Source organism: Methylobacterium tardum (assembly GCF_023546765.1).
GTDB classification, from domain to species: domain Bacteria; phylum Pseudomonadota; class Alphaproteobacteria; order Rhizobiales; family Beijerinckiaceae; genus Methylobacterium; species Methylobacterium tardum.
Map to the genome: position 1 here is coordinate 4,997,134 of NZ_CP097484.1, position 21,267 is coordinate 5,018,400.

20 protein-coding genes, 1 tRNA gene and 3 pseudogenes are annotated in these 21,267 nt (G+C 68.4%); 7 read left to right on the plus strand and 17 right to left on the minus strand.

What is annotated here, in order from left to right:
• The 3 genes and pseudogenes from M6G65_RS23920 to M6G65_RS33795 form a co-directional block, all read right to left on the minus strand.
• Positions 1-1,374, minus strand: coding sequence for a type III PLP-dependent enzyme domain-containing protein (locus M6G65_RS23920; RefSeq protein WP_250102966.1), 1,374 nt, complete (start codon positions 1,372-1,374; stop codon positions 1-3).
• Between the two features lie 2 nt (positions 1,375-1,376).
• Positions 1,377-2,876, minus strand: coding sequence for a TonB-dependent receptor (locus M6G65_RS23925; protein WP_250104280.1), 1,500 nt, complete (start codon positions 2,874-2,876; stop codon positions 1,377-1,379).
• Positions 2,877-3,070: 194 nt separating this feature from the next.
• Positions 3,071-3,553: pseudogene (locus M6G65_RS33795) on the minus strand (TonB-dependent receptor plug domain-containing protein); the annotation flags it as partial.
• 985 nt (positions 3,554-4,538) lie between these two features.
• Between M6G65_RS33795 and M6G65_RS23935 the strand changes: the two are divergent.
• Positions 4,539-4,676, plus strand: a complete 138-nt coding sequence (locus tag M6G65_RS23935; RefSeq protein WP_192710729.1) for a hypothetical protein — start codon at positions 4,539-4,541, stop codon at positions 4,674-4,676.
• A gap of 235 nt (positions 4,677-4,911) precedes the next feature.
• Here the strand turns inward: M6G65_RS23935 and M6G65_RS23940 are convergent, their stop codons facing one another.
• The 5 genes from M6G65_RS23940 to M6G65_RS23960 form a co-directional block, all read right to left on the minus strand.
• Positions 4,912-5,094: a hypothetical protein gene (locus M6G65_RS23940; RefSeq protein ID WP_192710728.1), complete on the minus strand. Its 183-nt coding sequence runs from the start codon at positions 5,092-5,094 to the stop codon at positions 4,912-4,914.
• 27 nt (positions 5,095-5,121) lie between these two features.
• Positions 5,122-5,823, minus strand: a complete 702-nt coding sequence (locus tag M6G65_RS23945) for a GntR family transcriptional regulator (protein WP_238196891.1) — start codon at positions 5,821-5,823, stop codon at positions 5,122-5,124.
• Between the two features lie 266 nt (positions 5,824-6,089).
• Positions 6,090-7,391, minus strand: coding sequence for an oxalate/formate MFS antiporter (gene oxlT, locus M6G65_RS23950; protein ID WP_283214864.1), 1,302 nt, complete (start codon positions 7,389-7,391; stop codon positions 6,090-6,092).
• A 502-nt stretch (positions 7,392-7,893) separates the two neighbouring features.
• Positions 7,894-8,265, minus strand: coding sequence for a hypothetical protein (locus M6G65_RS23955; RefSeq protein ID WP_250102967.1), 372 nt, complete (start codon positions 8,263-8,265; stop codon positions 7,894-7,896).
• Positions 8,266-8,649: 384 nt separating this feature from the next.
• Positions 8,650-8,844, minus strand: coding sequence for a hypothetical protein (locus M6G65_RS23960; RefSeq protein ID WP_238196889.1), 195 nt, complete (start codon positions 8,842-8,844; stop codon positions 8,650-8,652).
• Between the two features lie 159 nt (positions 8,845-9,003).
• Here M6G65_RS23960 and M6G65_RS23965 point away from each other — a divergent pair, with 159 nt between their 5' ends.
• Complete coding sequence (locus M6G65_RS23965; RefSeq protein ID WP_250102968.1) at positions 9,004-9,198, plus strand: hypothetical protein; 195 nt, start codon at positions 9,004-9,006, stop codon at positions 9,196-9,198.
• A 148-nt stretch (positions 9,199-9,346) separates the two neighbouring features.
• Here M6G65_RS23965 and M6G65_RS23970 read toward each other — a convergent pair.
• Positions 9,347-9,809 (minus strand): annotated as a pseudogene (locus tag M6G65_RS23970) (hypothetical protein).
• Positions 9,810-9,950: 141 nt separating this feature from the next.
• Here M6G65_RS23970 and M6G65_RS23975 point away from each other — a divergent pair.
• Complete coding sequence (locus M6G65_RS23975; protein ID WP_238196886.1) at positions 9,951-10,580, plus strand: outer membrane protein; 630 nt, start codon at positions 9,951-9,953, stop codon at positions 10,578-10,580.
• Between the two features lie 16 nt (positions 10,581-10,596).
• Here M6G65_RS23975 and M6G65_RS23980 read toward each other — a convergent pair whose 3' ends face one another.
• The 4 genes and pseudogenes from M6G65_RS23980 to M6G65_RS23990 all read right to left on the minus strand — a co-directional run bounded on the left by M6G65_RS23980 (position 10,597) and on the right by M6G65_RS23990 (position 12,629).
• Positions 10,597-10,881, minus strand: a complete 285-nt coding sequence (locus tag M6G65_RS23980; RefSeq protein ID WP_250102969.1) for a hypothetical protein — start codon at positions 10,879-10,881, stop codon at positions 10,597-10,599.
• 68 nt (positions 10,882-10,949) lie between these two features.
• A pseudogene (locus M6G65_RS33800) lies at positions 10,950-11,117 on the minus strand (GNAT family N-acetyltransferase); the annotation flags it as partial.
• A 153-nt stretch (positions 11,118-11,270) separates the two neighbouring features.
• Positions 11,271-12,314: a MaoC family dehydratase gene (locus tag M6G65_RS23985; protein WP_238196884.1), complete on the minus strand. Its 1,044-nt coding sequence runs from the start codon at positions 12,312-12,314 to the stop codon at positions 11,271-11,273.
• A gap of 12 nt (positions 12,315-12,326) precedes the next feature.
• Positions 12,327-12,629 (minus strand): YggT family protein, encoded by a 303-nt coding sequence (locus M6G65_RS23990; protein ID WP_091722957.1) that lies wholly within the window; start codon positions 12,627-12,629, stop codon positions 12,327-12,329.
• A 122-nt stretch (positions 12,630-12,751) separates the two neighbouring features.
• Between M6G65_RS23990 and M6G65_RS23995 the strand changes: the two genes are divergently transcribed.
• Positions 12,752-12,827, plus strand: a tRNA-Ala gene (locus M6G65_RS23995).
• Positions 12,828-12,964: 137 nt separating this feature from the next.
• Here the strand turns inward: M6G65_RS23995 and M6G65_RS24000 are convergent.
• From M6G65_RS24000 to M6G65_RS24015, 4 genes are all read right to left on the minus strand, one after another.
• On the minus strand, positions 12,965-13,717 hold the full coding sequence (locus tag M6G65_RS24000; protein WP_238196883.1) for an ABC transporter ATP-binding protein: 753 nt from the start codon (positions 13,715-13,717) through the stop codon (positions 12,965-12,967).
• A gap of 7 nt (positions 13,718-13,724) precedes the next feature.
• A complete protein-coding gene (locus M6G65_RS24005) occupies positions 13,725-15,569 on the minus strand; it encodes a branched-chain amino acid ABC transporter ATP-binding protein/permease (RefSeq protein WP_238196882.1) in 1,845 nt (614 codons plus the stop codon).
• Positions 15,566-16,441 (minus strand): branched-chain amino acid ABC transporter permease, encoded by an 876-nt coding sequence (locus tag M6G65_RS24010; RefSeq protein WP_238196881.1) that lies wholly within the window; start codon positions 16,439-16,441, stop codon positions 15,566-15,568. The genes M6G65_RS24005 and M6G65_RS24010 overlap by 4 nt, the downstream gene beginning before the upstream one ends.
• A 95-nt stretch (positions 16,442-16,536) precedes the next feature.
• Entirely contained in the window at positions 16,537-17,700 is a 1,164-nt protein-coding gene (locus M6G65_RS24015) for an ABC transporter substrate-binding protein (RefSeq protein ID WP_238196880.1), read from the minus strand.
• Between the two features lie 632 nt (positions 17,701-18,332).
• On the opposite strand from M6G65_RS24015, the gene M6G65_RS24020 reads away from it, so the two are divergent.
• From M6G65_RS24020 to M6G65_RS24030, 3 genes are read left to right on the plus strand one after another with little or no spacing between them, the layout of a single operon-like run.
• Positions 18,333-19,442, plus strand: a complete 1,110-nt coding sequence (locus tag M6G65_RS24020) for an ABC transporter substrate-binding protein (RefSeq protein WP_250102970.1) — start codon at positions 18,333-18,335, stop codon at positions 19,440-19,442.
• Between the two features lie 4 nt (positions 19,443-19,446).
• Complete coding sequence (locus tag M6G65_RS24025) at positions 19,447-20,403, plus strand: carbohydrate ABC transporter permease (protein WP_238196878.1); 957 nt, start codon at positions 19,447-19,449, stop codon at positions 20,401-20,403.
• 1 nt (position 20,404) lies between these two features.
• Positions 20,405-21,265, plus strand: a complete 861-nt coding sequence (locus M6G65_RS24030; RefSeq protein ID WP_250102971.1) for a carbohydrate ABC transporter permease — start codon at positions 20,405-20,407, stop codon at positions 21,263-21,265.
• Positions 21,266-21,267: the final 2 nt, after the last annotated feature.

Below are 21,267 nucleotides of genomic sequence, written 5' to 3' on the forward strand. Positions count from 1 at the left end.
TCACTTGTCCCGGACGAAGATGAACGCACCGTCGGGGGATGGGCCGGCGACCAGCCGCGCGGGCATGGGATGCCGGTGGAACTCGTTCTCCAGCAGGTCCATCTGGTAGCCGGCCGTATTCGCGTAGATCAGCAGATCCTCGGCCTGCGGCGCGCTGTCGAACGCGAGCAGCCGGTGCGAGACGACGTCGCCGTCGAGGCAGCTGTGGCCGGCGATGGAGGCCCGCAGGGGCGCCGCGTCCGGCCTCCGGGCCGCGGCGGGGAGCAGGATCGGATCGACCAGGAACTCGGACGCGAACCAGGTCTCGCAGGCGCTGAAGCTGCTGCCCTCGGCGAAGACGATTGCGGTGCCGTCCCCGATGGGCTTCGTCCGGATCACGCGGAACAGGCTGATCGCGGCCTGATCGACCAGGCTGCGGCCGTGCTCGAGGGCGAGCTGGAGGCCCGCCGACCGGAGATAGCCGGCGACCGTGGTTCCGCGACAGGGCGCCTGCAGCAGGCCGGCGATCCAATCCGCGGCGGTCAGGGCACTCCCGTAGGGATAGAAATCACCCGGAACCCGGCCGGTGCCGTAATGCTCGGGCCCCTGCTCCGCGAGGTAATGGGCATAGGCCTCCGGCGCGACGTAGCGCACCGGCAGTCCGCCGCCGATGTCGATCAGCCGCGCCGGCAAGCCCAGGCCCGCCGCGGCCTCCACCAGAGCGGCGACCTCCGCGATAGCGACGGCGCGGCTCGCGTAGTCGTAGCCCGAGAGGTGGAGGTGAAACCCCTCGAAGGCGACGCGGGCGCCGGCCCGGGCGACGCGGCGAAGCCCCTCCAGCACGGCATCGGCGGCCATGCCGAACCGGGTGCGACCGGCCGAGCGCGGACGATAGCGCAGCAGCACACGCGCCCGGCCGGTCGGCCCGAGGAGGGCGACGAGGTCGTCCAGCTCCTCCAGGGAATCCACGGCCACGAGGGCACCCGCCTCGGCGAGTTGCCGGAGGAACAGCATGGTCTTGGCCGGTCCGGTCGCACAGATGCGCGCAGCGCCTGCCCGCACCGCATCCTCGAATTCGGCGGCGCTGGAGACATCGACCCCGACGCCGGCGGCGACGGCAGCCCTGATCAGGGCCTGAGACTTGTTGGCTTTGGCGCCGTAGAAGATGGCGTGATCGACGCGCTCTGCGGAGAGCGCGCAGCGCATCCGCGCGACGTTGCCCGCGACGGTGTGCGGCCAGACGATGTTGAGGGGCGAGCCGTGCCGAGCCACGAGCGCGTGCAGGCATTCGGGGGTGTCGCGGATCACCCGCTCGATCAGCGGATCGAGGAGCGGAGTCAGCGGTGGCGGCCCCGGCCGCGCGCGCCGCGCCGCCAACGGGGCGCTCAGCGTCACGCTCACAGGTCGACCGCCATCGACAGCAGGTAGGTGCGCGGCGCGCCCTGGAAGAAGGTCCCGAACGTGGCGACGCCGGTCCAGTAGTTCGCCCCGGTCACGTTCAGCACGTGCGCGCGGAATGTCGTCCTGTGCGCGCCGATCACCGTCGCGTAGCGCAGGCCGAGATCGAGCCGCGCCCAGTCCGGCAGGGCCTGCGTGTTCGCCAGATCGACGAACTGGCGTCCGGTGTAGAGCACCGCGCCCTCAAGCGTCAGGCCCGGTGATCCCGGCAGATCCCACTCCGCGCCTAGGCTCGCCTGCACCCCCGGCACCCCGATCGGCCGGTGGCCCAGATTGGCGGCCAGGGCCGTCTTCGTGAGCACGCCGTCGAGCAGCGTGACGCCGCCGACCACCCGCACCTGCGGGGTGACCTCGCCGAACAGGCTGACTTCGAGCCCGCTGACGCGCTGCTCGCCCGTCTGGGCGAAGCGGTTCTGCGGCCCGAGTTCGCCGCCGGGCTTCGTGATCCGGAAGGCGCCGAGCGTGGCGCCGAGCCGGCCGAGATCGAGCTTGACGCCGGCCTCGACCTGACGGGCCACGTAGGGCGCCAGGATCTCGCCGGAGTTTCTCGCCACCAGCGGTGCCACGTCGCCGCGACTCAGGCCCTCGGCGTAGTTGCCGTAGAGCGAGACTGCATCCCAGGGCCGGACCACGAGGCCGACCACCGGGGTGGTGGCGCTCTTGTCGTAGGACGAGGCCAGGGTGCCGACATTCGACACGTAGTTGTGGGCCTCGACGCGCTGGCGGCGCACACCGAGGGCCAACAGGACGTGCTCGTCCAGGGCCGACAGCGTGTCGGCCACCGAAACCCCCGACAGGGTGCTGTCGGAGAAGCGCGGTCGGCCGGCGCTGTAGATCGGCGCGATGGAGGCCCCACGGGTGGGCGCGTAGAGGTTCGACAGGTAGGCGCCCCGGCCGGGGAAACCCACCGGTCCGTGTCCTCCGTGTACGCAGAAGCCTGCACCGTGACGGCGTGGTGGATGAACCCGGTCTCGAAGCGCGCCCGCACGCCGCCGTCGGCCGTCAGCCGGTCGACGCCGAGAGCGTAGAATTGCGGTGTGCTGGTCGTGTCGCCGCGCAGGTTGAGGATCGTCGGGGCGGATTGGAAGTAGCGCTCCACCCCCGTCCGTCCGCCGCCGACATCCGCGAACAGCGTGAGCCGGTCGGTGAGGTCGTACTCGGTGCGCAGCAGGCCGCCGTGATCGTCGATGTCCGAATACTCCCAGGGCTGGGTCGGGTTCAGGTGGCCGTCGGGTGCCCGCGGCACGGGCACGCCGGCTCTCAGGAGGAACGGACGCAACGGGGCGTTGAAGCGGTCGGTCTGTGCCAGCAGGTAGAGCCAGGCGCGGAACCGGTCGCCCTGGTAGTCGAGGGCCACCGCCCCGACGCCGGTCGTCTCGGTCTGGTGGTCGAAGGGCGTGGCGCCGCCGTGCAGGCTGCCGACCACCCGGGCGCCCCATTCCCGCCCTGCGCCCCAGCGGCGTGCCACGTCGAGCTGGCTGCCGCCCCAGGCGGCGGAGCCGTAATCCAAGGTCACGCGGGTCAGGTCTTCGCCGGCACGCTTGGGGACGATGTTGACCACCCCGCCGACCGCGCCGTTCGGCGAGACCCCGGTCAATGCCGCCGAGGGGCCCTTCAGGACCTCGATGCGCTCCGCGTAGTCGGTGAAGATGCGGAAGGTCGGCGCGATCCCGTAGAGGCCGTCGAAGGCGACCTCGCCGCTGGTATTCTCGTTGGCCGGAAAGCCGCGGACGGAGAAGGAGTCGAACGGCGCCCCCGTGGTCTGGGTGGCGCGCACCGAGGGATCGAGGGCGAGGGCCTCGTTGACCGTCCGCGCCTGCCGGTCGCGGATGAGGGTCTCGGTGTAGCTGGTGATGCTGAAGGGCGCCTTCCGCGCCTCGGTGTCGCCGAGCACGCCCAGCCGTCCGCCCTGCGCGACCTGACCGCCGGCATAGGCTGGCATCGGCCCGCGGCGCGCGGAGACGGTCTCAACCGAGATTTCTTCAAGGGTGACGCCCGGCTCAATCGGACGCTCCTCAGCGGACGCCGCGTTCAGGCAGCCCATCAGCGCCACGGATATGATTGCAATCCGCTTCGTCAAAAACAGATTGACGCGTTCGGCTGGCATCGTCGTCATAGAGTTATTACAGTATACCGGGCGCAAGTTCGGAGATGTAAGATCATCTTCCAGAAATGTTTCTGTAGACGTCCCGCGGCACGCCTCCCCCACGACTCAGATGATTCGGCAAGACTTGTTTGCTGAAAAGATCATTTTTAAAATTGTAATTTTTCAAAGATTGAAGAAAGATCCAATATCATGCAGCCACGGATACGCTCCTCTCGCAGATAAGCGTCGATAATTACTTCCGCTATGACAATATCGTGCAGACATTTCAGCCAATCATAGAACGATGCTGGCGATGGGCCGCAGTTTTCGAATGTGCCACTCATCGTCGGTGCGCTTTTTCAAATCTGCACTTGAAGCCGGGATGCTGGCGGCGTTGGCGCACGGAAGCCGACACTCACGGGCGTGACGGTTCGAGGACGGCGCAGCGTCCTCTCTGCATGCCGACCGACGGCGCGCCCACGGGCGGAACGCCTGCGCGGGCTCGCAAAACAAGGGCTTGCTGTTGCGCCGCGCGACGTCCCGTGAGCCGCCTTACGTCACTGGCCGATTGGGGATTGCAGTTGGACCTCAGCGTCTGATCCGAACGTGGCCATTGCCACTTGCGGCCCACAGCCGCCGCTCGGATTGCCTCCGGCCTTTCCCGGAGGCAGCCCTTCGCCAGCCGTCCGGCAACTCCGGCTCCGGGTGGATCGGGCTGAAATACCCAGGTGTTTCAGCGATCGTTGCGCGAGAACGCACCTCCGAGCGAAGCGAAGGTCGAAGCAGATGGCGAGACCTTGGCAAGTCCAACAGGGAGCCCTGTTCTACGCTTCGCCGAGCGGCCCCTCTGTCGCTGCCGCGCTCATGATGTGGATGCTGATCATCGACCACGGCCGTTATTAGTCCCAGCACGCTCATGCAGGCGCCGCATATCTGGCGTGAGGCATGTGGTATACCAGAGGGGTGTGTGCGGTGCGATATCACTTATTACGCATCGCACAACAGGACGCCGCTGATGACCCTTCTCACCGCCCTCGCCCTTCTGCCGTTCGCCGCCATCGCCAACTTCGCGGTCGCGGTGGCACTGGCTCATCACTTCGACGCCGACAGGCCCGCCGCAGGCTTCACCGGCGCGGTCCCGACCCTGGCCTGAGCCATGCGGGGGCCGTCTCACCCGGCCCGCCAGCCTCAAGCGTCGGCTGGAGGCGTATCCTTGACCGTCCGGATCATGGCGCGTTCCGCGCCTCGATCCGGAAACGCCCGCCCCGTCCAAACTCGGGCCCTCCCGAGTTTCGTCCGTCGGCACGTGCGTGCAAGTCGGCCATCGGTGGCGTTGGGCTGAGTCGCCGTCGAACGCGAACAGGCCGACTCCTCTCGCGCCGCGCCGCTCATTCAGCAAGCACGAAGGCGAGGCCGAGGATCGCCACCAGCAGCGCTCCGCCCGCGAGTTCCTCCCGCGGCTCCTCAGCGAAACGCGGCGACCGGCTTGCACTGGCAACACCTGCCCCGACGAGTCCGAGGATCAGGAAGCCGAGGCCAAGCAGATCGGTGATCTGAACGGACGGTAGCATAGGTCGGTCCTCCGCCAGAGGTGACGCTCATCCCCCCGGCCAAGCCCAATGCGCTTCGACGTGTGCGACCAGCCCAAGCGCATGGTCGCGGACGAGGATTGCAGCCTGATCCGCGTCGCGGGCCTGCAGCGCGGCGATGATGCCGGCATGCTCGCGCATCGAGTCTTCAATCCTCCCAGGCCGATGGAGGAAGGTCGATCGAAGCGCCCGCATGTGGATGAACAGGTTGGCTGTCATCTCGACCATCAACCCACAGCCGCCGAGACGGATGATCGTCTGGTGGAAGTCGAGGTCGGCCTCTTCATAAGCGTTCAACCGATCCGGCAATGTCGACCGATCGAAGTCTTGGAAGGCTTTGCCGAGCTCGCGAAGATCGGCATCCCTGGCGTGCCTCGCGGCGGAGTGAGCTGCCAAGCCCTCGAGCGCGGCCCAGACCGTGATCATCTCGACGATCTCGCGCTTGGTCTTGCGCGTCACGAAGAGGCCGCGGCGCGGAACCGTGCAGACAAAGCCCTCCCGTTCCAGAAGCGTCAGGGCTTCTCTGACCGGCGTGCGGCTGATGCCGAGATCCTGCGCGATCTGGTGTTCGTGCAGCCGGACCTGGGCCGATCCGTCATAGAGATCCATCGCCAGAATCGATCGCTTGATGCTGTCGTAGGCCTGCTCACGCAGGCTCACGGTTTGTCCGATCGAGGCGAGACCCAGAGAGGTCTCAGGAGGCTGCAGCACAGTCGGCTCCAGGAACGCGAGAATCGATTTTGGCGCCAAGTCCAGAGAGTGTGTCGGAGCGATGCGTCAGCGAAGCTGTGTCTCGCTCGATCGTCGGCGTACGCTCGAAGTCTCAAGGTTGTCTCGGGCGATCAGGCGCATCGATGAACTGACGCTATGCCTGCCGACGACGCGCGACCTGGCCTTTCATCTCTGCCCCGGCTCCGGAATTCCGGAGCCGGGGCATCGCGACTTCCCCTGGGCCGCAGGGCGGCCGAGCCGGACGCTCAGGCGTGCGCCAGCTTCAGCGCCGGAGCCGCCGCGTCGTTGTTCGCCGCGTGGTGCTGCTTGAGCATCGGCCGCAGCACCGCGATCGCCAGGATTGCGGCGATCAGGTCCATGGTCGCCACCGTATACAGGACCGTCGCCCAGGTCCCGGTCGCCTGCATGATCAGGTTACCCACCGGCACGAACAGCGCCGCGAAACCCTTGGCGCAGTAGAGCACGCCGTAGATCTTGCCGATGTGCTTCGAGCCGAAGGTATCGGCGGCGGTGGCACTGAACAGAGAGTAGACCTCGCCCCAGGCCAGGAACACCACACCGGACAGGATCACGAAGGCCCACGGATTGGAGCCGAAATAGCCCAGGGCCACGATGCCGATGCCCTCCATCGCGAAGGCGATGAACATCGTCTTCTCCCGTCCGATCCGGTCCGAGACGAAGCCGAAGAGCGGGCGCGAGATGCCGTTCATGATCCGGTCGAGCATCAGCGCGAAGGGCAGCGCCGCCATGGCGAAGAAGTACAGGTTGACCTGGAAGTTCTTCACCCCGAGATCCTGCGCGATCACGCCGAGCTGGGCCACCGCCATCAGGCCGCCCGTCACCGTGCAGGTGAACATCAGCAGCATCACGTAGAAGACGGGGGTGCGCAGCGCCTCGCCCAGCGTGTAGTCGCGCCGCGACTGCAGGACCTTGGTGGAGAACGGCACCTGATCCTTGCGCGGCGCGCGCATGGCTATGGCGGCGGCGATGATGATCGCGCCCTGGATCAGGCCGAAGACGAAGAAGGCCTGGGCGTAGTTGCCGCCATCGATCATCTTGGCGATCGGCAGGATGGTGAGCGCCGAGCCGGCGCCGTAGCCGCCCGCCGTGAGGCCGACCGCCAGGCCGCGCTTGTCCGGGAACCACTTGAGCGCGTTGTTGACGCAGGTGGCGTAGACGCAACCGACGCCGATGCCGCCGGCCACCGAGCCGAGATAGAAGCCGCTCAGGCTGGTGGCGTAGGAGTTGATGACCCAGGCCAGGCCCGTCATCAGACCGCCGAACATGACGACGCGGCTAGGGCCGTACTTGTCGATGAAATAGCCCTCGATCGGGGTCAGCCAGGTCTGGACGACGACGAAGATCGTGAAGGCGACCTGGATCGCGGCGCGGTCCCAACCGAAAGTCTTCTGGATCTCGGGAACGAACAGCGTCCAGGCGTACTGGATGTTCGCCGCTGCAACCATGCAGATCACGCCGAGCACGATCTGCAGCCATCGATTTGTACTGGGTATTGCCGTAGCCGGCGTGGCATCTGGCATGGCCATGAGCTTCCTCCCTCATCCCTGCGCTGACATTCGGCGACGTGCTATAGACTTGGCGTGCACGCCGCCGCATTGCCGGCCCTCGCCGAAACCGTTTGTCAGGTTTCGATATTGGCATGGCGGCATGCATTATTCTGTGTGCCAGAACCGATTGGCAAGCAAAATAATTCATATTTTGTGGTCACGGGAGCGGGATTATAAGTCAGCGCTGCGCGTATGACTTGATTGCGCTGTCGGCTGCGCATCGATCCTGGCTTGCACAGGGCTTCGTAGCGTGTGGACAGTTTTGCGGACAAGCATCATCGGTGTGCTGGCAAAGCCTGAGATGCTTCATGCAGTGTCTGTTAGATTTCAGCCTTCGATGCTGCAGTCGACTCGAATAGCTGGGATCTGCGGCCGAACCGTTCTGCCGTCGCGGACGTTTCGAGCGCCAAGAATGGCGCACCCCCTGACATGGACGTGTTCCGGCTCCTGGATCGAAACCTGGGACTGACAGCGAACGCGATCAGTTGATCAGGCAGAAGCCGGCGTCCTCATGCTCCACACCGCCAACGCGCTTGCCAGCCTCGCAGGGCGGGGCGACCGCGCGGACCTCACGGATGCGCGGCGACGCGGGCACTGGGGGCACCGCAGAAGGCTCTATCCGCGCCGTCAGATCGGCGCCGGCGGTCGCATCGCCGGAGCTTGCGAGCGGCACCGTGGTCGCGGCGGCTGCGACGGCGGCCTGGCCCGGCGTGATCGTGATGGCAGGCCGGTAGCCGATCCGTCCGGCGGAGCCAGTCTGAGCTGCGGCAGCGGTGGGGGCCGGCATGACGGGCCGCTGGGGCGCCACCGTACGCCCGAACGACAGGCGCATCCGTGCGCGCGCCTCGGCCACGTTGATGCTCCCCACCAGGGTCAGACATGCCACGCCCACCGCCACCCACGTCCGCATAGCCTACCTCCATCGCATCCGGACAGGATGCGCGGGAGGCCCTTCAAAAGTGCTGTGATGATCACTTGATTTCGCCGAATTGGCTTCTAGGCCAGCCGGCCAGCAAGGTCCGCTCCGATGCGTTCACCGCTCGGACGCGGACCGACGGAAATTTACCCCGCGCGATCGTTCTGGTTGCCGCCCCCTGGCAACCGCCCGGATCGCCTTCGGTGCCCCCTGGAAGCGGCCATTCGCCAGCCGTCCAGCAACGTCGGCTTGCGGTGGAGAGAGAACCGTGGCCCTGCGCCCGAATGCGGACGCGGCGCATCTGCCCGATACGAACCCGGCTTATCGCTGACGATCTGATCCATCAGGCACAGTCGCCTGCAGCTCAGCGAACACCCGTCGCGGGATCAATACCCCGATGATCTGGCCATCTGCTGCCGCGAAGCGGACGGCGACGGTATCGCCCCCGTCGATGAATTCGGCACCGACAAGTTCGCGAACAGCGACAGCCGTCGCGACCGGCCTGTCCTCGGACATGGTTGGCTTCCCCGTGAGGGCCTGATAGCATGTACAGCAAGTACCATACCTCACGAGTTCGTGAGGCATGCGGCGATGAGGGGAAAACCTCAAAGCGTCAGGCGGCCGCTGCCGGGGGAAGCTTTTGGGGGGTGCATGTCGGACACCTGGATCCGAGACTTGCTTCAGCAGAATGCCGAGATCGTGGCGGCCGATGAGGAAGTCACCGCTCTGCTGCATCGTCTTCGCGAATTGCACCGCGCGGGACAGGACAAATCGGCGGCCGCGGGACTGTTGGTGACGAAAATAAAACGGCTTTTGCGGCTGCGCGACCAACGGGACCGCGATCTTCAGAAGGGAGCCGACACAGCGTGATGTCGTTCCCAGTCGGCGCAGCTGCTAATCCTCCCCGTGAGCGGAGCAATCCAGGGCGGCGGGAATCGGCGAGCCCGGCGCGGCCGGAGGGCTGCGCTCCGCTTACGAAGACGACGGGTAGCCGGCGTGGCCGCACCGGCCGCGTGCGCTAGATCGGCCTCTGACGCTCGGCCGAGACCAAGATCGCCGCCGCGAGACCGGCGGCGGCCGGTCCTCGACCAGCCCCTGGCCCGGCCCGGCGCCGTGCGCGAATCCGACCCCCGAGCCGCGCGACCGAGAAGCGTCCCGGCGACCGCCCCCGCGACACCGGCCAGAGCCCCGTAGTCGGGATACGCGTGCCGCTCGGTCAGGGCCCAGCCGCCCGCCGCGCCGATGGCCAGCCGGACCGCGAAGGACGGCGGGATGCGCCGGTCGGGCGCGAACGGCATCTTGTCCCCCGCCATCTCGGCCAGCGCCGCCGTCGTGGCGAGCGCCCGCGCCCCGGCACCGGCCGGAATGAAGGCGCCGCGCGTCCGGCCGTCCGCCGCGGCCCAGGTCAGGGCGGCACAGGCCGACATGCTGCGCATCCCGGCCACGAGCCCGAGGCCGAACGCCATTCCGTATCCCTGCATCGCGCCCGCCTCTCGCCCTTCGCCCTACGCTGACGGCAAGACGGCGGGCGGCCCTCATGTTCCGGCCGGAGCGGCCCGGAGCCGGCGTCGGTGGCCAAGCTTGCCCTGTTGCAGCCCGACGCCTTCGGCTAACATGGCCGCATGACTCGACGTGCCGCCTCGCGTCCGCTCCGCCCTGCCGCCGGCCTCTGCCTCGGCCTCTGCCTGCTTCAGGCGTCGCCGGCCGCGGCCCAGGCGCTCCTGTGGCCCTCGATCGGCTTCGCGCCGCTGCCCTCCTTCGCGTGGCCCGAGACGGCCGAGGACGCGTATGGCCGCTGGACCGGCTCCTACGCCCGCCTGTCGACCGGGTACGCGGTGACCTCTTCCCGGCACTTCGGCAGCTATTCGGGCCCTACGATCGGCTTCGAGGGCGGCCGGATGTGGCAGGCGGGCCCGATCCTCTACGGGATCAGCGGCGGGTTCGACTATCTGGCCGGGCTCGACGGCAACCTGACGCCGGGCTACGGGCGCCTCGCCTATGCGCGCGACTTCGCCGGTGCTCTGGAGGTGAAGGTCGGGACGCTCCTGACCCCGGACGTGCTGCTCTACGCCAAGGGCGGCGCCGTGGCGCTCCACGAGACCCTGCGGGTCGGCCCGACGCCGTCGACGCTGCCGTTCACCCGCCAGGACATCGCGGTGCGGCCGGTGGCGGGCGTCGGCGTCGAGTGGGCGGTCACGGACCGCCTCTCCCTGGCGGTCGAGGCCGGGGTGGTGGGCGCCGGCATCCGCTGAGGCGCCCGACGGCCGGTCATCCCCCGCGCGCACGGGCCCGCGGAGGCGCCGTGCGGCGCGCCGGCCGCGGGGCGCCCGGACCTAAGCCCGGATCCGGTGCGAGGACCGTGAGCGGCGCGAGATCGCGCCAGCCATAGGCGACCTCCGTGAACCGGCCCTGGACGCGGAGACCCGCATCCCCGTCGAGCAGCGTGCCGCCACAGCCCTCGTAGAAGCGCCGGCCGGACGCATTCTCGCGCAGCACCCAGAGCCCGGCGGCGCGGTACTCCGCCCGCAGCAGACGCGTCGCCATCCGGGCCATGAGTGCCCGCCCCGCCCCCGCCCCTGCGCGGCGCGCAGGACGTAGAGGCTGCTGATCTCCCCGTCAAAGCCCGCCGCCGCCAGCACGTCCGAGCGCTGGGCATTGCAGGTGCCGAATCCAACGGGCGTCCCGTCAAGCGCGGCCAGGTACGCCGCGCCGCCGCGCGTCGCCGGCGGATTGCTCAGAAGCTGCGCCCACCAAGCCTGCCGCACCTCCACCGTGAGGGCGGAGATCATCGTGTCGGGCAGGAGGCCGGTATAGGTCTCGTGCCAGGCGGTCACGTGGATCGCGGCGATCGCGGGGGCATCCTCCGGCCCCGCGCGCCGCACGGTCACGGCGTGCCCCTTCGGGATCCTGGCCGCCACGGCGTGCGGGTCCGTGCGCCCGCGCTACTTCGGCGCGAAGGCCCAGTAGTCGAGGTCGAGGATCACGGCCGGGTCATAGCCCTCGCCCGCGCGGTCCGGGAAGGCACCGCAGGGCTGGTTCTTGGTGGCGACCGTGCGCAGGCGCAGGAGCCCGACATCGTCGCGGCCGACATCGGCCGAATCCAGCACCTCGCTCCAGGCATAGACCGTGTCGCCGGCAAAGAGCGGCGCCACGTGGCGGCCGGCATTGATGCCGGCGATCGCGAACAGGTTGGCGAGCCCGTTGAAGCTGAGCGCCCGGGCCAGCGAGATCACGTGGCCGCCGTAGATCAGCCGCCGGCCGAACCGGGTGTCCTTGGCGGCGAGGCCGTCGAAATGGACTTTCGCGGTGTTCTGGAACAGGCGCGTGGCGATCTGGTGCTCGGCCTCCTCGACGGTCATGCCGTCGACGTGGTCGATCTTCTCGCCCACCGCGTAATCCGCGAAGCGGTGCGGGCTGCCGGCCAGATCCGTATCGTAGGCGGCGGCCGAGAGCTTCGGCAGGGCGCCCGCGAGATCCCGCGGGTCGACCACCTTGGCGAGGCTCGGCACGTGCTCCTCGGCGATCGCGGCCTCGGGGTCGCGCTTGCGCACGAGGACCCAGCGGCAATAGCTCAGCACGGTCTCGCCATGCTCGTCGGAGCCGACCGAGCGCACGTAGACCACGCCGGTCTGGCGGTTCGAGCTCTCCTTGAGGCCGATCACCTCGGAGACGGTCGACAGGGTCTCGCCCGGATAGACCGGCCGCCGGAACCCGCCCTCGGCGTAGCCGAGATTGGCGAGCGCGTTGAGGGACACGTCCGGCACGGTCTTGCCGAACACCATGTGGAAGGTGAGCAGGTCGTCGAGCGGGCTCTTCGGGTAGCCGAAGGCGCGCGCGAAGGCGTCCGACGACTGCACGGCGAAGCGCGGCCCGTAGAGCCCCGTGTAGAGCGCCACGTCCCCCACCGTCACGGTGCGCGGGGTGGCATGGCGGATGGTCTCGCCGAGGCGGAAATCCTCGAAGAAGCGGCCGGGATTCGTCTTCACAGTCGGGCGATCCTACTGCGCGTAAACGTAGGTTGCAGGCACGGCATATTCGTGCAGCAGGCGGCTGATGAACAGCAGCAGCAGGATCAGGATGATCGGCGAGATGTCGACGCCGCCGAGATTGGGCAGCAGGTTGCGGATCGGCCGCAGCACCGGCTCGGTGATCCGGTAGAGCACCTCGCCGATCTGCGCGACGATCGGATTGCGCACGTTCACCACGTTGAAGGCCACGAGCCAGCTGAGGACCGCGCTGGCGATGAGGACGTAGATGAAGAGCTGGACGACCGTGTCGAAGAGCCAGATCAGGGCGTTCATGCGGGTTCGCGCGCTATCCTCGGGGCGCCCGCGACCCAGCGCCGGAGCGGCGCGTGGCGGACGACGGTGAAACAGGAATTGACAGGCTGAGCCGCCCGCGCCTACAAGGCCGGCGCCTCGACGGGGCTGTAGCTCAGATGGGAGAGCGCCGCAATCGCACTGCGGAGGTCAGGGGTTCGAATCCCCTCAGCTCCACCACTTACCCTGTCCTCTGGGCATTCGAGGTAGTTGGTGGCACGTCGTAATCATCTCAGGGTCGTGCGGGCCCTGCTTTCCGACCTATCTCTCCCGTCCGCGGGGCCAAGCCTCTCCGCCCGGTCGCGGCCGAACGCGCGTTAGCCGGAGGCCGAGAGTTCGGGCTTCGTGCGCCCACCGAGATAGGCCGACCGGATCTCGTCGTTCGCCCAGAGCGCCTGCGGCTCGCCCTCCAGGACCAGCCGGCCGGTCTCGAGCACGTAGCCGCGATCGGCCACCGAGAGACCCATCCGGGCGTTCTGCTCGACCAGCAGCACCGTGGTTCCGCGGCGGCGCACCTCGGCGATGATCGCGAACACCGCCTGGACGATGACCGGGGCGAGGCCGAGCGAGGGCTCGTCGAGGAGCAGGATGCGAGGCTTGGCCATCAGGCCGCGGGCGAGCGCCACCATCTGGAGCTGGCCGCCCGACAGCGTCCAGCCCAGCGCGTCGCCGAACCGGCGGATGTCGGGGAACAGGTCGAACATCGCCTCGACCTCGTCGCGCAGCGCCCGCTTGGGCAAGCCGGAGCGGTTCGAGGCGCCCAGCATGATGTTCTCGCGGACGGTCAGCCCCGGGAAGACCCGCCGCCCCTCCGGCACGTGGGCGACGCCGAGCCGCACGATCGCCTCGGGCTTGAGACCCTCCAGGGGCTTCCCCTCCAGCAGGATCGTGCCGGCGGCGGGGCGCACCAGCCCGGAGATCGCCTTCAGGGTCGTGGACTTGCCGGCGCCGTTGGAGCCCAGCAGCGTCACCACCTCCCCGGCGCCGACCGAGAAGGACAGGCCGCGCACGGCCTCGATCTCGCCGTAGCGGACGACGAGGTCGCGGATCTCGAGGAGGGGCGTCGTCATCGCGAGATCACACCGGAGCGAGGTCGGTCTTGAGGCTCGCCGCCGGGCCGGCGGCGGCGTCCTCGCCGAGATAGGCCTGGATCACCGCGGGCTCGCGCAGCACCCCCGCGGTGACGCCGTCCGCGATGCACCGGCCGAAGTTCAGCACGGTGATGTGGCTGGCCACGTCGCTCACCAGCGTCATGTCGTGGTCGATGATCAGGATGGTCAGGCCCTTGGCGGCCATCCGGCGCAGGAGCACCGTCAGGGCGTTCTTCTCGCTGGAATTGAGCCCCGCGGCGGGCTCGTCGAGGAGCAGCAGCACGGGATTGCCGGCGAGCGCCCGGGCGATCTCGATCAGGCGCTGGTGACCGTACGAGAAGCCGGAGATCGGCTCCTGCGCCCGCGCCTCCAGCCCCACGAAGGCGAGCGCCGCCCGGGCGCGGGCCTCCAGGGTCGCCCGGTCGCGGGCGGCGAGCGGGTTGTTGGGCCGCTCGGCGCCGATGACGACGTTCTCCAGGGCGCTCATGGAGCGGAACAGGCGGATGTTCTGGAAGGTGCGGCCGATCCCGGCCGCCGCCCGCCGGTGCGGGGGCAGGCGCGTGACGTCCTGCCCGGCCAGCCGGACGGTGCCGCCCGTGGGGCTGTAGAGGCCCGAGAGGACGTTGAGCGTCGTGGTCTTGCCGGAACCGTTCGGGCCGATCAGCGCGTGGATCCCGCCCCGCGCCACCGTGAAGCTCACCGCGTCCACGGCCTTGAGGCCGCCGAAATGCTTGGCGAGCCCCGAGACCTCCAGCATCGGCGCGGCGGACGCCTCACCCTGGGTCAGGGTCAGTTCGGCGGCGGGCGACGGGGCCGGACGGGCGCGGCGCAGGCGCCGGACCTGGTCGCCGAGGAAGCCCCAGATCCCGTCCGGCATGAACACCACGATCAGGATCACCGCGAGCCCGTAGATCGCGAGGTACAGCCCCGGGATCTCCTTGAGGAAGCGGAGCCATTCCGGGATCAGGATCAGCAGGGCGGTGCCGATCACGGCGCCCACCGGCGAGCCGACGCCGCCGAGCAGGGCCATCGTCAGGAAGACGATCGACTCGGCGAAGGAGAACTGGTCCGGGCTGATATAGGTGAAGCTGCCGGCGAACAGCCCGCCGCCGAGCCCCGCCAGCAGCGCCCCAAGGGCGAAGGCCGCGACCTTGGTGCGGTAGATGTCGATGCCCGAGACGCCCGCCGCCAGCTCGTTGTCGCGCACGGCCCGCATGGCGCGCCCGAGCCGGGTCCGCGGCATGTGCCAGACGAGCCAGCCGACGACGGCCAGCACCAGCACGCACAGGGCCAGGTAGCTCTGCCCGTCGGCAAAGAGGGCCGGCCGGCGGATGTTCGGCACGCCGTCGGGCCCGTGCGTGACGGGGATCCAGTTGGTGAGGACCAGGGTCAGGATCTGCTGGAACGAGATCGTCACCATGGCGAGGTAGTGGCCGCCGAGCCGCAGCGTGGAGGCGCCGAGCGCGGCGCCCAGCACCACGGCGAGGCCGAGGCCGGTGACGAGGCAGATCCAGAAGTTGAGACCGCCGTCGACCGTGCCGAGGCCGACCGCGTAGGCGCCGATGCCGAAGAAGCCGGCCTGGGCCAAGTTGATCTGCCCGCACAGACCGAGCACCACGGTGAGCCCGATCACCGCGATGGCGTAGGTCGCCGCCTGCATCAGGATGTTCAGGGCGTAGCCGCTGAGCGGCGTCGTCGCGGCGAGCGCGACGAGGGCCGCGGCGAGCACCGCGTAGGCGAGGCTGCCGAGGGGGAGCCGGCGGCGCGCCGCGGGGGTGGAGGCCGGGGCCGCGGCGGCCGGGCCGGTGATCGGGGTGGGGGTGCCGCTCATGCCTTCTCCGCCACGCGCTCGCCGAACAGGCCCTGCGGGCGCACGACCAGGAAGACCACGAGGACCAGGAAGGCGAAGGCGTCCTTGTAGGGCACCGAGATGTAGGCCGCCCCGAAGGTCTCGATGATGCCGAGCGCCAAGCCGCCGATGATCGCCCCGGTGACGTCGCCGAAGCCGCCGATGATCGTCGCCGCGAAGGCCTTGAGGGCGATCGTGGCGCCCATCTGGATCGACACGAACAGCACCGGCGCCACCAGGATGCCGGCGATGCCGCCGAGCACCGCGCTGTACACGAAGGTCAGCATGATCATGCCGGCCACCGGGATGCCGAGGAGCGCGGCCATCTCCTTGTCCTGCGAGGTCGCCTGCAGCTTCTTGCCGACCAGCGTGTGCTCGAAGAACCAGTACTGGAACGCCACCAGGGTGGCCGTCGCGGCGATGATCAGCAGGTACTGGCTGTCGAGGAAGACCGGCCCGAGCAGGAAGCCCTGGGTCTCGAACACGGGCGGCAGCACCTGTGGTTGCGGGCCGTAGAGAGCGAGCGTGGTGTTGGCCAGGAAGATCGAGGCGCCGATGGTCGAGATGATCACCGGCAGGTAGCTGCGGTGCCGCAGCGGGTAGTAGACGCCCAGGTTGAACAGGGCGCCGAGCAGGGCCATCCCGCCGAGGGTGAGCAGCAGCGACAGCCAGTAGGGCCATTGCAGGTCGACGGCGAAGACCACCATCAGGAAGGCCGCCACCATCGAGAACTCGCCTTGCGCGAAGTTCACCACGTTGGTGGCGCGGAAGATCAGCACGAAGCCGAGCGCCACCAGGGCGTAGACGGAGCCGATGCCGATCCCGGTGAAGAGGAGTTGCAGGATCAGGTCCATGCGGTCCGCACGCGTTGCTTCCTCGGGGATGCGCCGGGGCCGCGCCGATCCGGCCGGATCGGTGCGGCCCCGAGGCCTGTCTCGATCGGCGCGTCTCAGCCCTGGTAAAAGTCGATCCGCCGGTCGAAGACGATGTTGCCCTTGTCGTTGCGCACGACGTTGTAGCCGTGCAGGCCGTCGCCGTTCTTGTCGAAGTTGTAGGTACCCTCAGCGCCCTCGTGGCCGCGCACCGCGAGCAGGGCCTCGCGGATCGCCTGCGGGTCGGTCTTGCCCGCCGTGTTGATCGCCTTGGCCAGCACCGTCACCGCGTCGAAGGTCCAAGACGACTGGTTGTCGGGGGCGACCTTCATGGCGGCCCGGTAGGCATTGCCGAAGGCCCGGGCGGCGTCGCTCGATTCCTCGGCGTAGTCGGCCACGCCGTAGGTGCCGTAGAGCGACGGCCCGGCGAGCTTCAGCGCCGTCACGTTGGTGATCGAGGGCGAGCCGACCCACGGCGCGGTGACGCCGAGTTGGCGCAATTGCCGAGCGAAGATGCCGATGTCGTTCTCGAAGGTGAAGTACGAGCCGATCACGTCGGCGCCCGACTGGCGGATCGCCAGCACGACCGGCGTGAAGTCCTGGCTCTGGTTGGTGTAGCCCTGGTCGAGGGCGACCGTGGCGCCGCCTTTAGCGAGGCTCTCGGTCAGCGCCTTGGCGCCGCTCGTGCCGAAGGCGTCGGTGGAGTGGATGATCGCCCACTTCTTCTTCCCCAGTCCGTTGACGCCGTGCTCGGCGATCACCCGGGCCGAGAAGCTGTCGTTGGGCCGGAAGCGGAACAGCCAGGGATTGCCGAGCTGGGTCAGAACCGGGTCGGTGCCGCCGAAGCAGACGGGCTTGCCGGTCTTCAGGATGTCGGGCGCCATGGCGTGGTTCTGGGTCGAGCGGATCGAGCCCAGGAAGCCGACGAGGTCACTCTGCGAGGCGAGCTTGGAGAAGGCGAAGACCGCGCCGGGATTGGTGGTCTGGTCATCCTCGGTGACGATCTCCAGGGGCTTGCCCAGCACGCCGCCGGCCTTGTTGACCGCCTCCAGGGCGATCTTGGCCCCGGCGAGGGCGTAGCGGCCGGCATCCGCACCCGGGCCCGTCACCGGCAGAACCATGCCGATCCGGATCGTCGACCCGGCGCCCTGCGCGCAGGCCGAGCGGATCACCCCCGGCGCCAGACCGCCCGCGATGGCGGATGCGGCACCTGTCAGGAAAACGCGACGCGTCGTCTTCATTGGCGTATCCGTCCCGTCGCCGATGCTTAAGCCCGGCGTTGGCGACAATCGGCCATACTCGGCGCGGCGCTGTCCATCCTGCCGCAGGTTCGGTGGTCCGCTTCAATGAGAAGAACACCTGAGATCGTCACTCGATAGCGTCCGGCCGGGCGCAAATGGGACGAACGATCGCGCGGAACGGAACCTGTGCTTGCCGGTGGCCGCTCAATATCGCTTTGGCGCAGGCGCGGCCCACGGAGCCCGTCCACCCTCCCGACGATCTCTCAACCCGGCGGAACGCCCGGAAACGGGCCGCCGCCGGCGCTTACGCATGTGCGACCTGATCCTCGATTATCAATAAAATCCACGAGACTGGCGTCTGGTGCCCGCGATCGACCCGCGTCGGCCGCATATTTATTGACAATCCCGAACCAGTCGCGGACGATCTGGGCAACAAACATGAGGGAGGAAGGCGCGATGCCCAGGGCTGGCCTTGGACTGGCGTTCACGTTCGGCGCGGGCCTGCTCGCGGCCGGGACTGCCGTGGCGGCCGAGCCCGTCCAGATCACCATGTGGTCGAACTGGCCTGACGAGCCGGCCAAGAAGGATTGGGTGGCCGCTCGCGTCCGGGAATTCGAAGCCACCAACAAGCAATGCGCGGTCAAACTCAGCTTCATCCCGAAGGCCGACATCTACACGCAGGCGAAATCCGCCGTTCGCACAGGCCGGCCCCCGACGTCTTCTACCTGGAGCCTGACCAGCCCGAATTCCTGGCGGGCGGCTTCCTCGAACCGCTCGATGGCCATGTCGACCTGGCCAAGTTCGAGGACTGGGCCAAGCCGGCCTGGACCTACAAGGGCAAGGTCTACGGCCTGCCGGTCGAGGCCTACACGGTCGAGCTGTACTACAACAAGGATCTGGTGAAGAAGGTCGGCGTCGAGGTGCCGCCGTCCTATCAGCTGACACAGGCCGGCTTCGCGGACCTGGTCAGGAAGGGGGCCGCGGCCGGCATCACGCCCGTGTCGCAGGGCGTCGGCGACCGGCCGTTCCCGGGCGGCCTGCTCCTGTTCGAGTCGCTCCTGCGCAAGCTGGGCACCGAGGATTACGGGAAGCTCCTGAACGGGACGCTGTCCTTCAAGGATCCGCGCGTCCAAGAGGTGATGACGTGGTTCAAGGGGCTGGTGGATGCTGGCGCCTACCCGAAGAGCTTCGCGACGCTGAAGCTCGGCGAGTCGCACTACTACTTCTACCAGAAGCCGGGCGCCCTGACCTTCCCGGATCCGAGCTGGTTCACGGGACGCGCCTTCGCCTCACCGGAGAGCGGCGGCATGCCGGCGAACTTCCCCCTCGGCATCATGCAGTTCCCCGCCATGGACGATGGCAAGTGCCCGACCTGCAAGACGCTGGCGGTGGCCGGCAGCTTCGTGATGTATGCGCGCGGGAAGAACAAACCTTGCGCCGGCGCGCTGCTCGACTCCATGGCCACCGCCGGGAATGGCGACAAGTGGATGGAGCAGGTCTCCCTGCAGACCGGCCTGAAATCGGATCCCGCGAAGATCAACTCGAGCCACGCCGAGTACTTCGCCGAGCTGAACGCCCGCAACAAGGGCGCGACCTACTTCTTCGGAACGCCGCTGCTGTACTATCGGTCCAAGTGCGCCGAAACGTACACCCAGGTCATGAACAACGCCTTCCCGGCCGGCCTGATCGGCGTGGCCGAGGCCGCCGACAAGATGGACGCGGCCTGCCGCAAGGGGAGCTGACGCGGTGGCGGGCACGACGGCACTCAAGACGACGGCGCCGCCCGCAGAGGATGCACCGGCATTGGGTCGGGTGTCGGACCCGCGGCGGGCGAGCTGGCCCGTCCTGCTCGTCTTCCTCGCCCCCGCGCTCGTGATCTATCTCGGGCTGACGGCCTATCCGGCCTTCCGGACGATCTTCGACAGCCTGTTCACGATCGAGGGGTCGGAACGGACCTACGTCGGGCTCGCCAATTATCGCGACCTCATCGGCGACGAGACATTCTGGATCGCGGTCCGCAACACCTTCGTGTGGGCCTTCGTCGCCCCGGTGCTTGACGTCGCGACGGGCCTGCTCCTGGCGCTCGCGCTCTATGCCGGCGTCCCGTTCGCGCGCTTCCTCCGGGTCGCGTGGTTCACGCCGGTCCTGCTCTCCTACGTCGTGGTCGCGATCCTGTGGATGTGGATCTACAACTACGACTGGGGCGTGGTGAACGAGGGCCTCCGGGCCGTCGGGCTCGACGCGCTGGCCCGCTCCTGGCTCGGCGACCCGAACACCGCGCTGGCGTCCCTCATCGTGACGCATGCCTGGAAATGGGCCGGGTTCAACATGGTGGTCTGCCTCGCGGCGATCCACGCCCTGCCGTCCGAGGTGCTGGAGGCGGCCGAACTCGACAATTGCGGCTGGGGCGCGAAGCTGCGCTACGTGATCGTGCCGATGCTGCGGCCCACGCTGCTCAACCTCTACGTCCTCGCCTTCATCGGGAAGATGAAGGTCTTCGACCTCGTCTGGATCATGACCGGCGGCGGGCCGCTCTGGGCGACCGAGACGGTCTCGACCTACGTCTACAAGCGCGCCTTCAACTGGAACACCTTCGACCTCGGCTATCCGTCGGCGATCGCGACGGTCTGGTTCGGCGTGGTCTGCGCGGCGGTCATCATCCTCAACCGGGTCTTCAAGTCCCGCGACCGGCTGGAGTACTGACGTGAGCGCCGACGCGACCCTGCCCCCGGCCGCCGGGCGGGGCGGCTTCCTGGCGAGCCGCACGGCCCTCGCGGTCGCCATCGCCGCCTACAGCACGTACACGCTCGGGCCGTTCCTGTGGCTGGCGACCATGTCGGTGCGGACCACGGGCGAGATCTCGGCCGACCATTACGCCTGGCCCCGCCCGTTCCACTGGGAACAGTTCCGGATCGCCTGGGTCGATTCCGACTTCGCCACCTATTTCTGGAACTCGGCGATCGTCGTCGTCGCCGCGGTCGCGGTGGTGACGCTGGTCGGCGCCGCGGCCGCCCACGCGCTCGCCCGCTATCGGTTCCGCGGCAACCGCATCGTCTACGGCATCCTGTTCTCGTCGATCATCTTCCCGCCGCAGATCACCCTGATCTCGCTCTATCAGATCCTGGTCGATTACGGGCTGTACAACAGCCTTCTCGGGCTGACGCTCGTCTATGTCTCGCTGCAGCTGCCGCTGACGGTCTATCTGCTGGAGGGATTCTTCGCCCGGATCCCGCAGGACCTGTTCGATGCCGCGAAGATGGACGGCTACGGCGACATCGAGATCTTCCGCCGCATCGTCCTGCCGATCGGCATGCCGGCGATCGCCACCACGTTGATCCTCAACTTCATCCAGCTCTGGAACGAGTTCCTGTTCGCGGTGGTGCTCATCACCGATCCGGACAAGCGGACCCTCCCGATCGGCATCCGGGCCTTCATGGGCGACCATTTCCAGGACATCGGCATGATCGCGGCCGGCGTCATGATCTCGGTCGTGCCCGTGATCATCGTCTACATCTTCTTCTCCGAGAAGCTGATCCGCGGCATGACCGCGGGCGCCGTCAAGTAAAG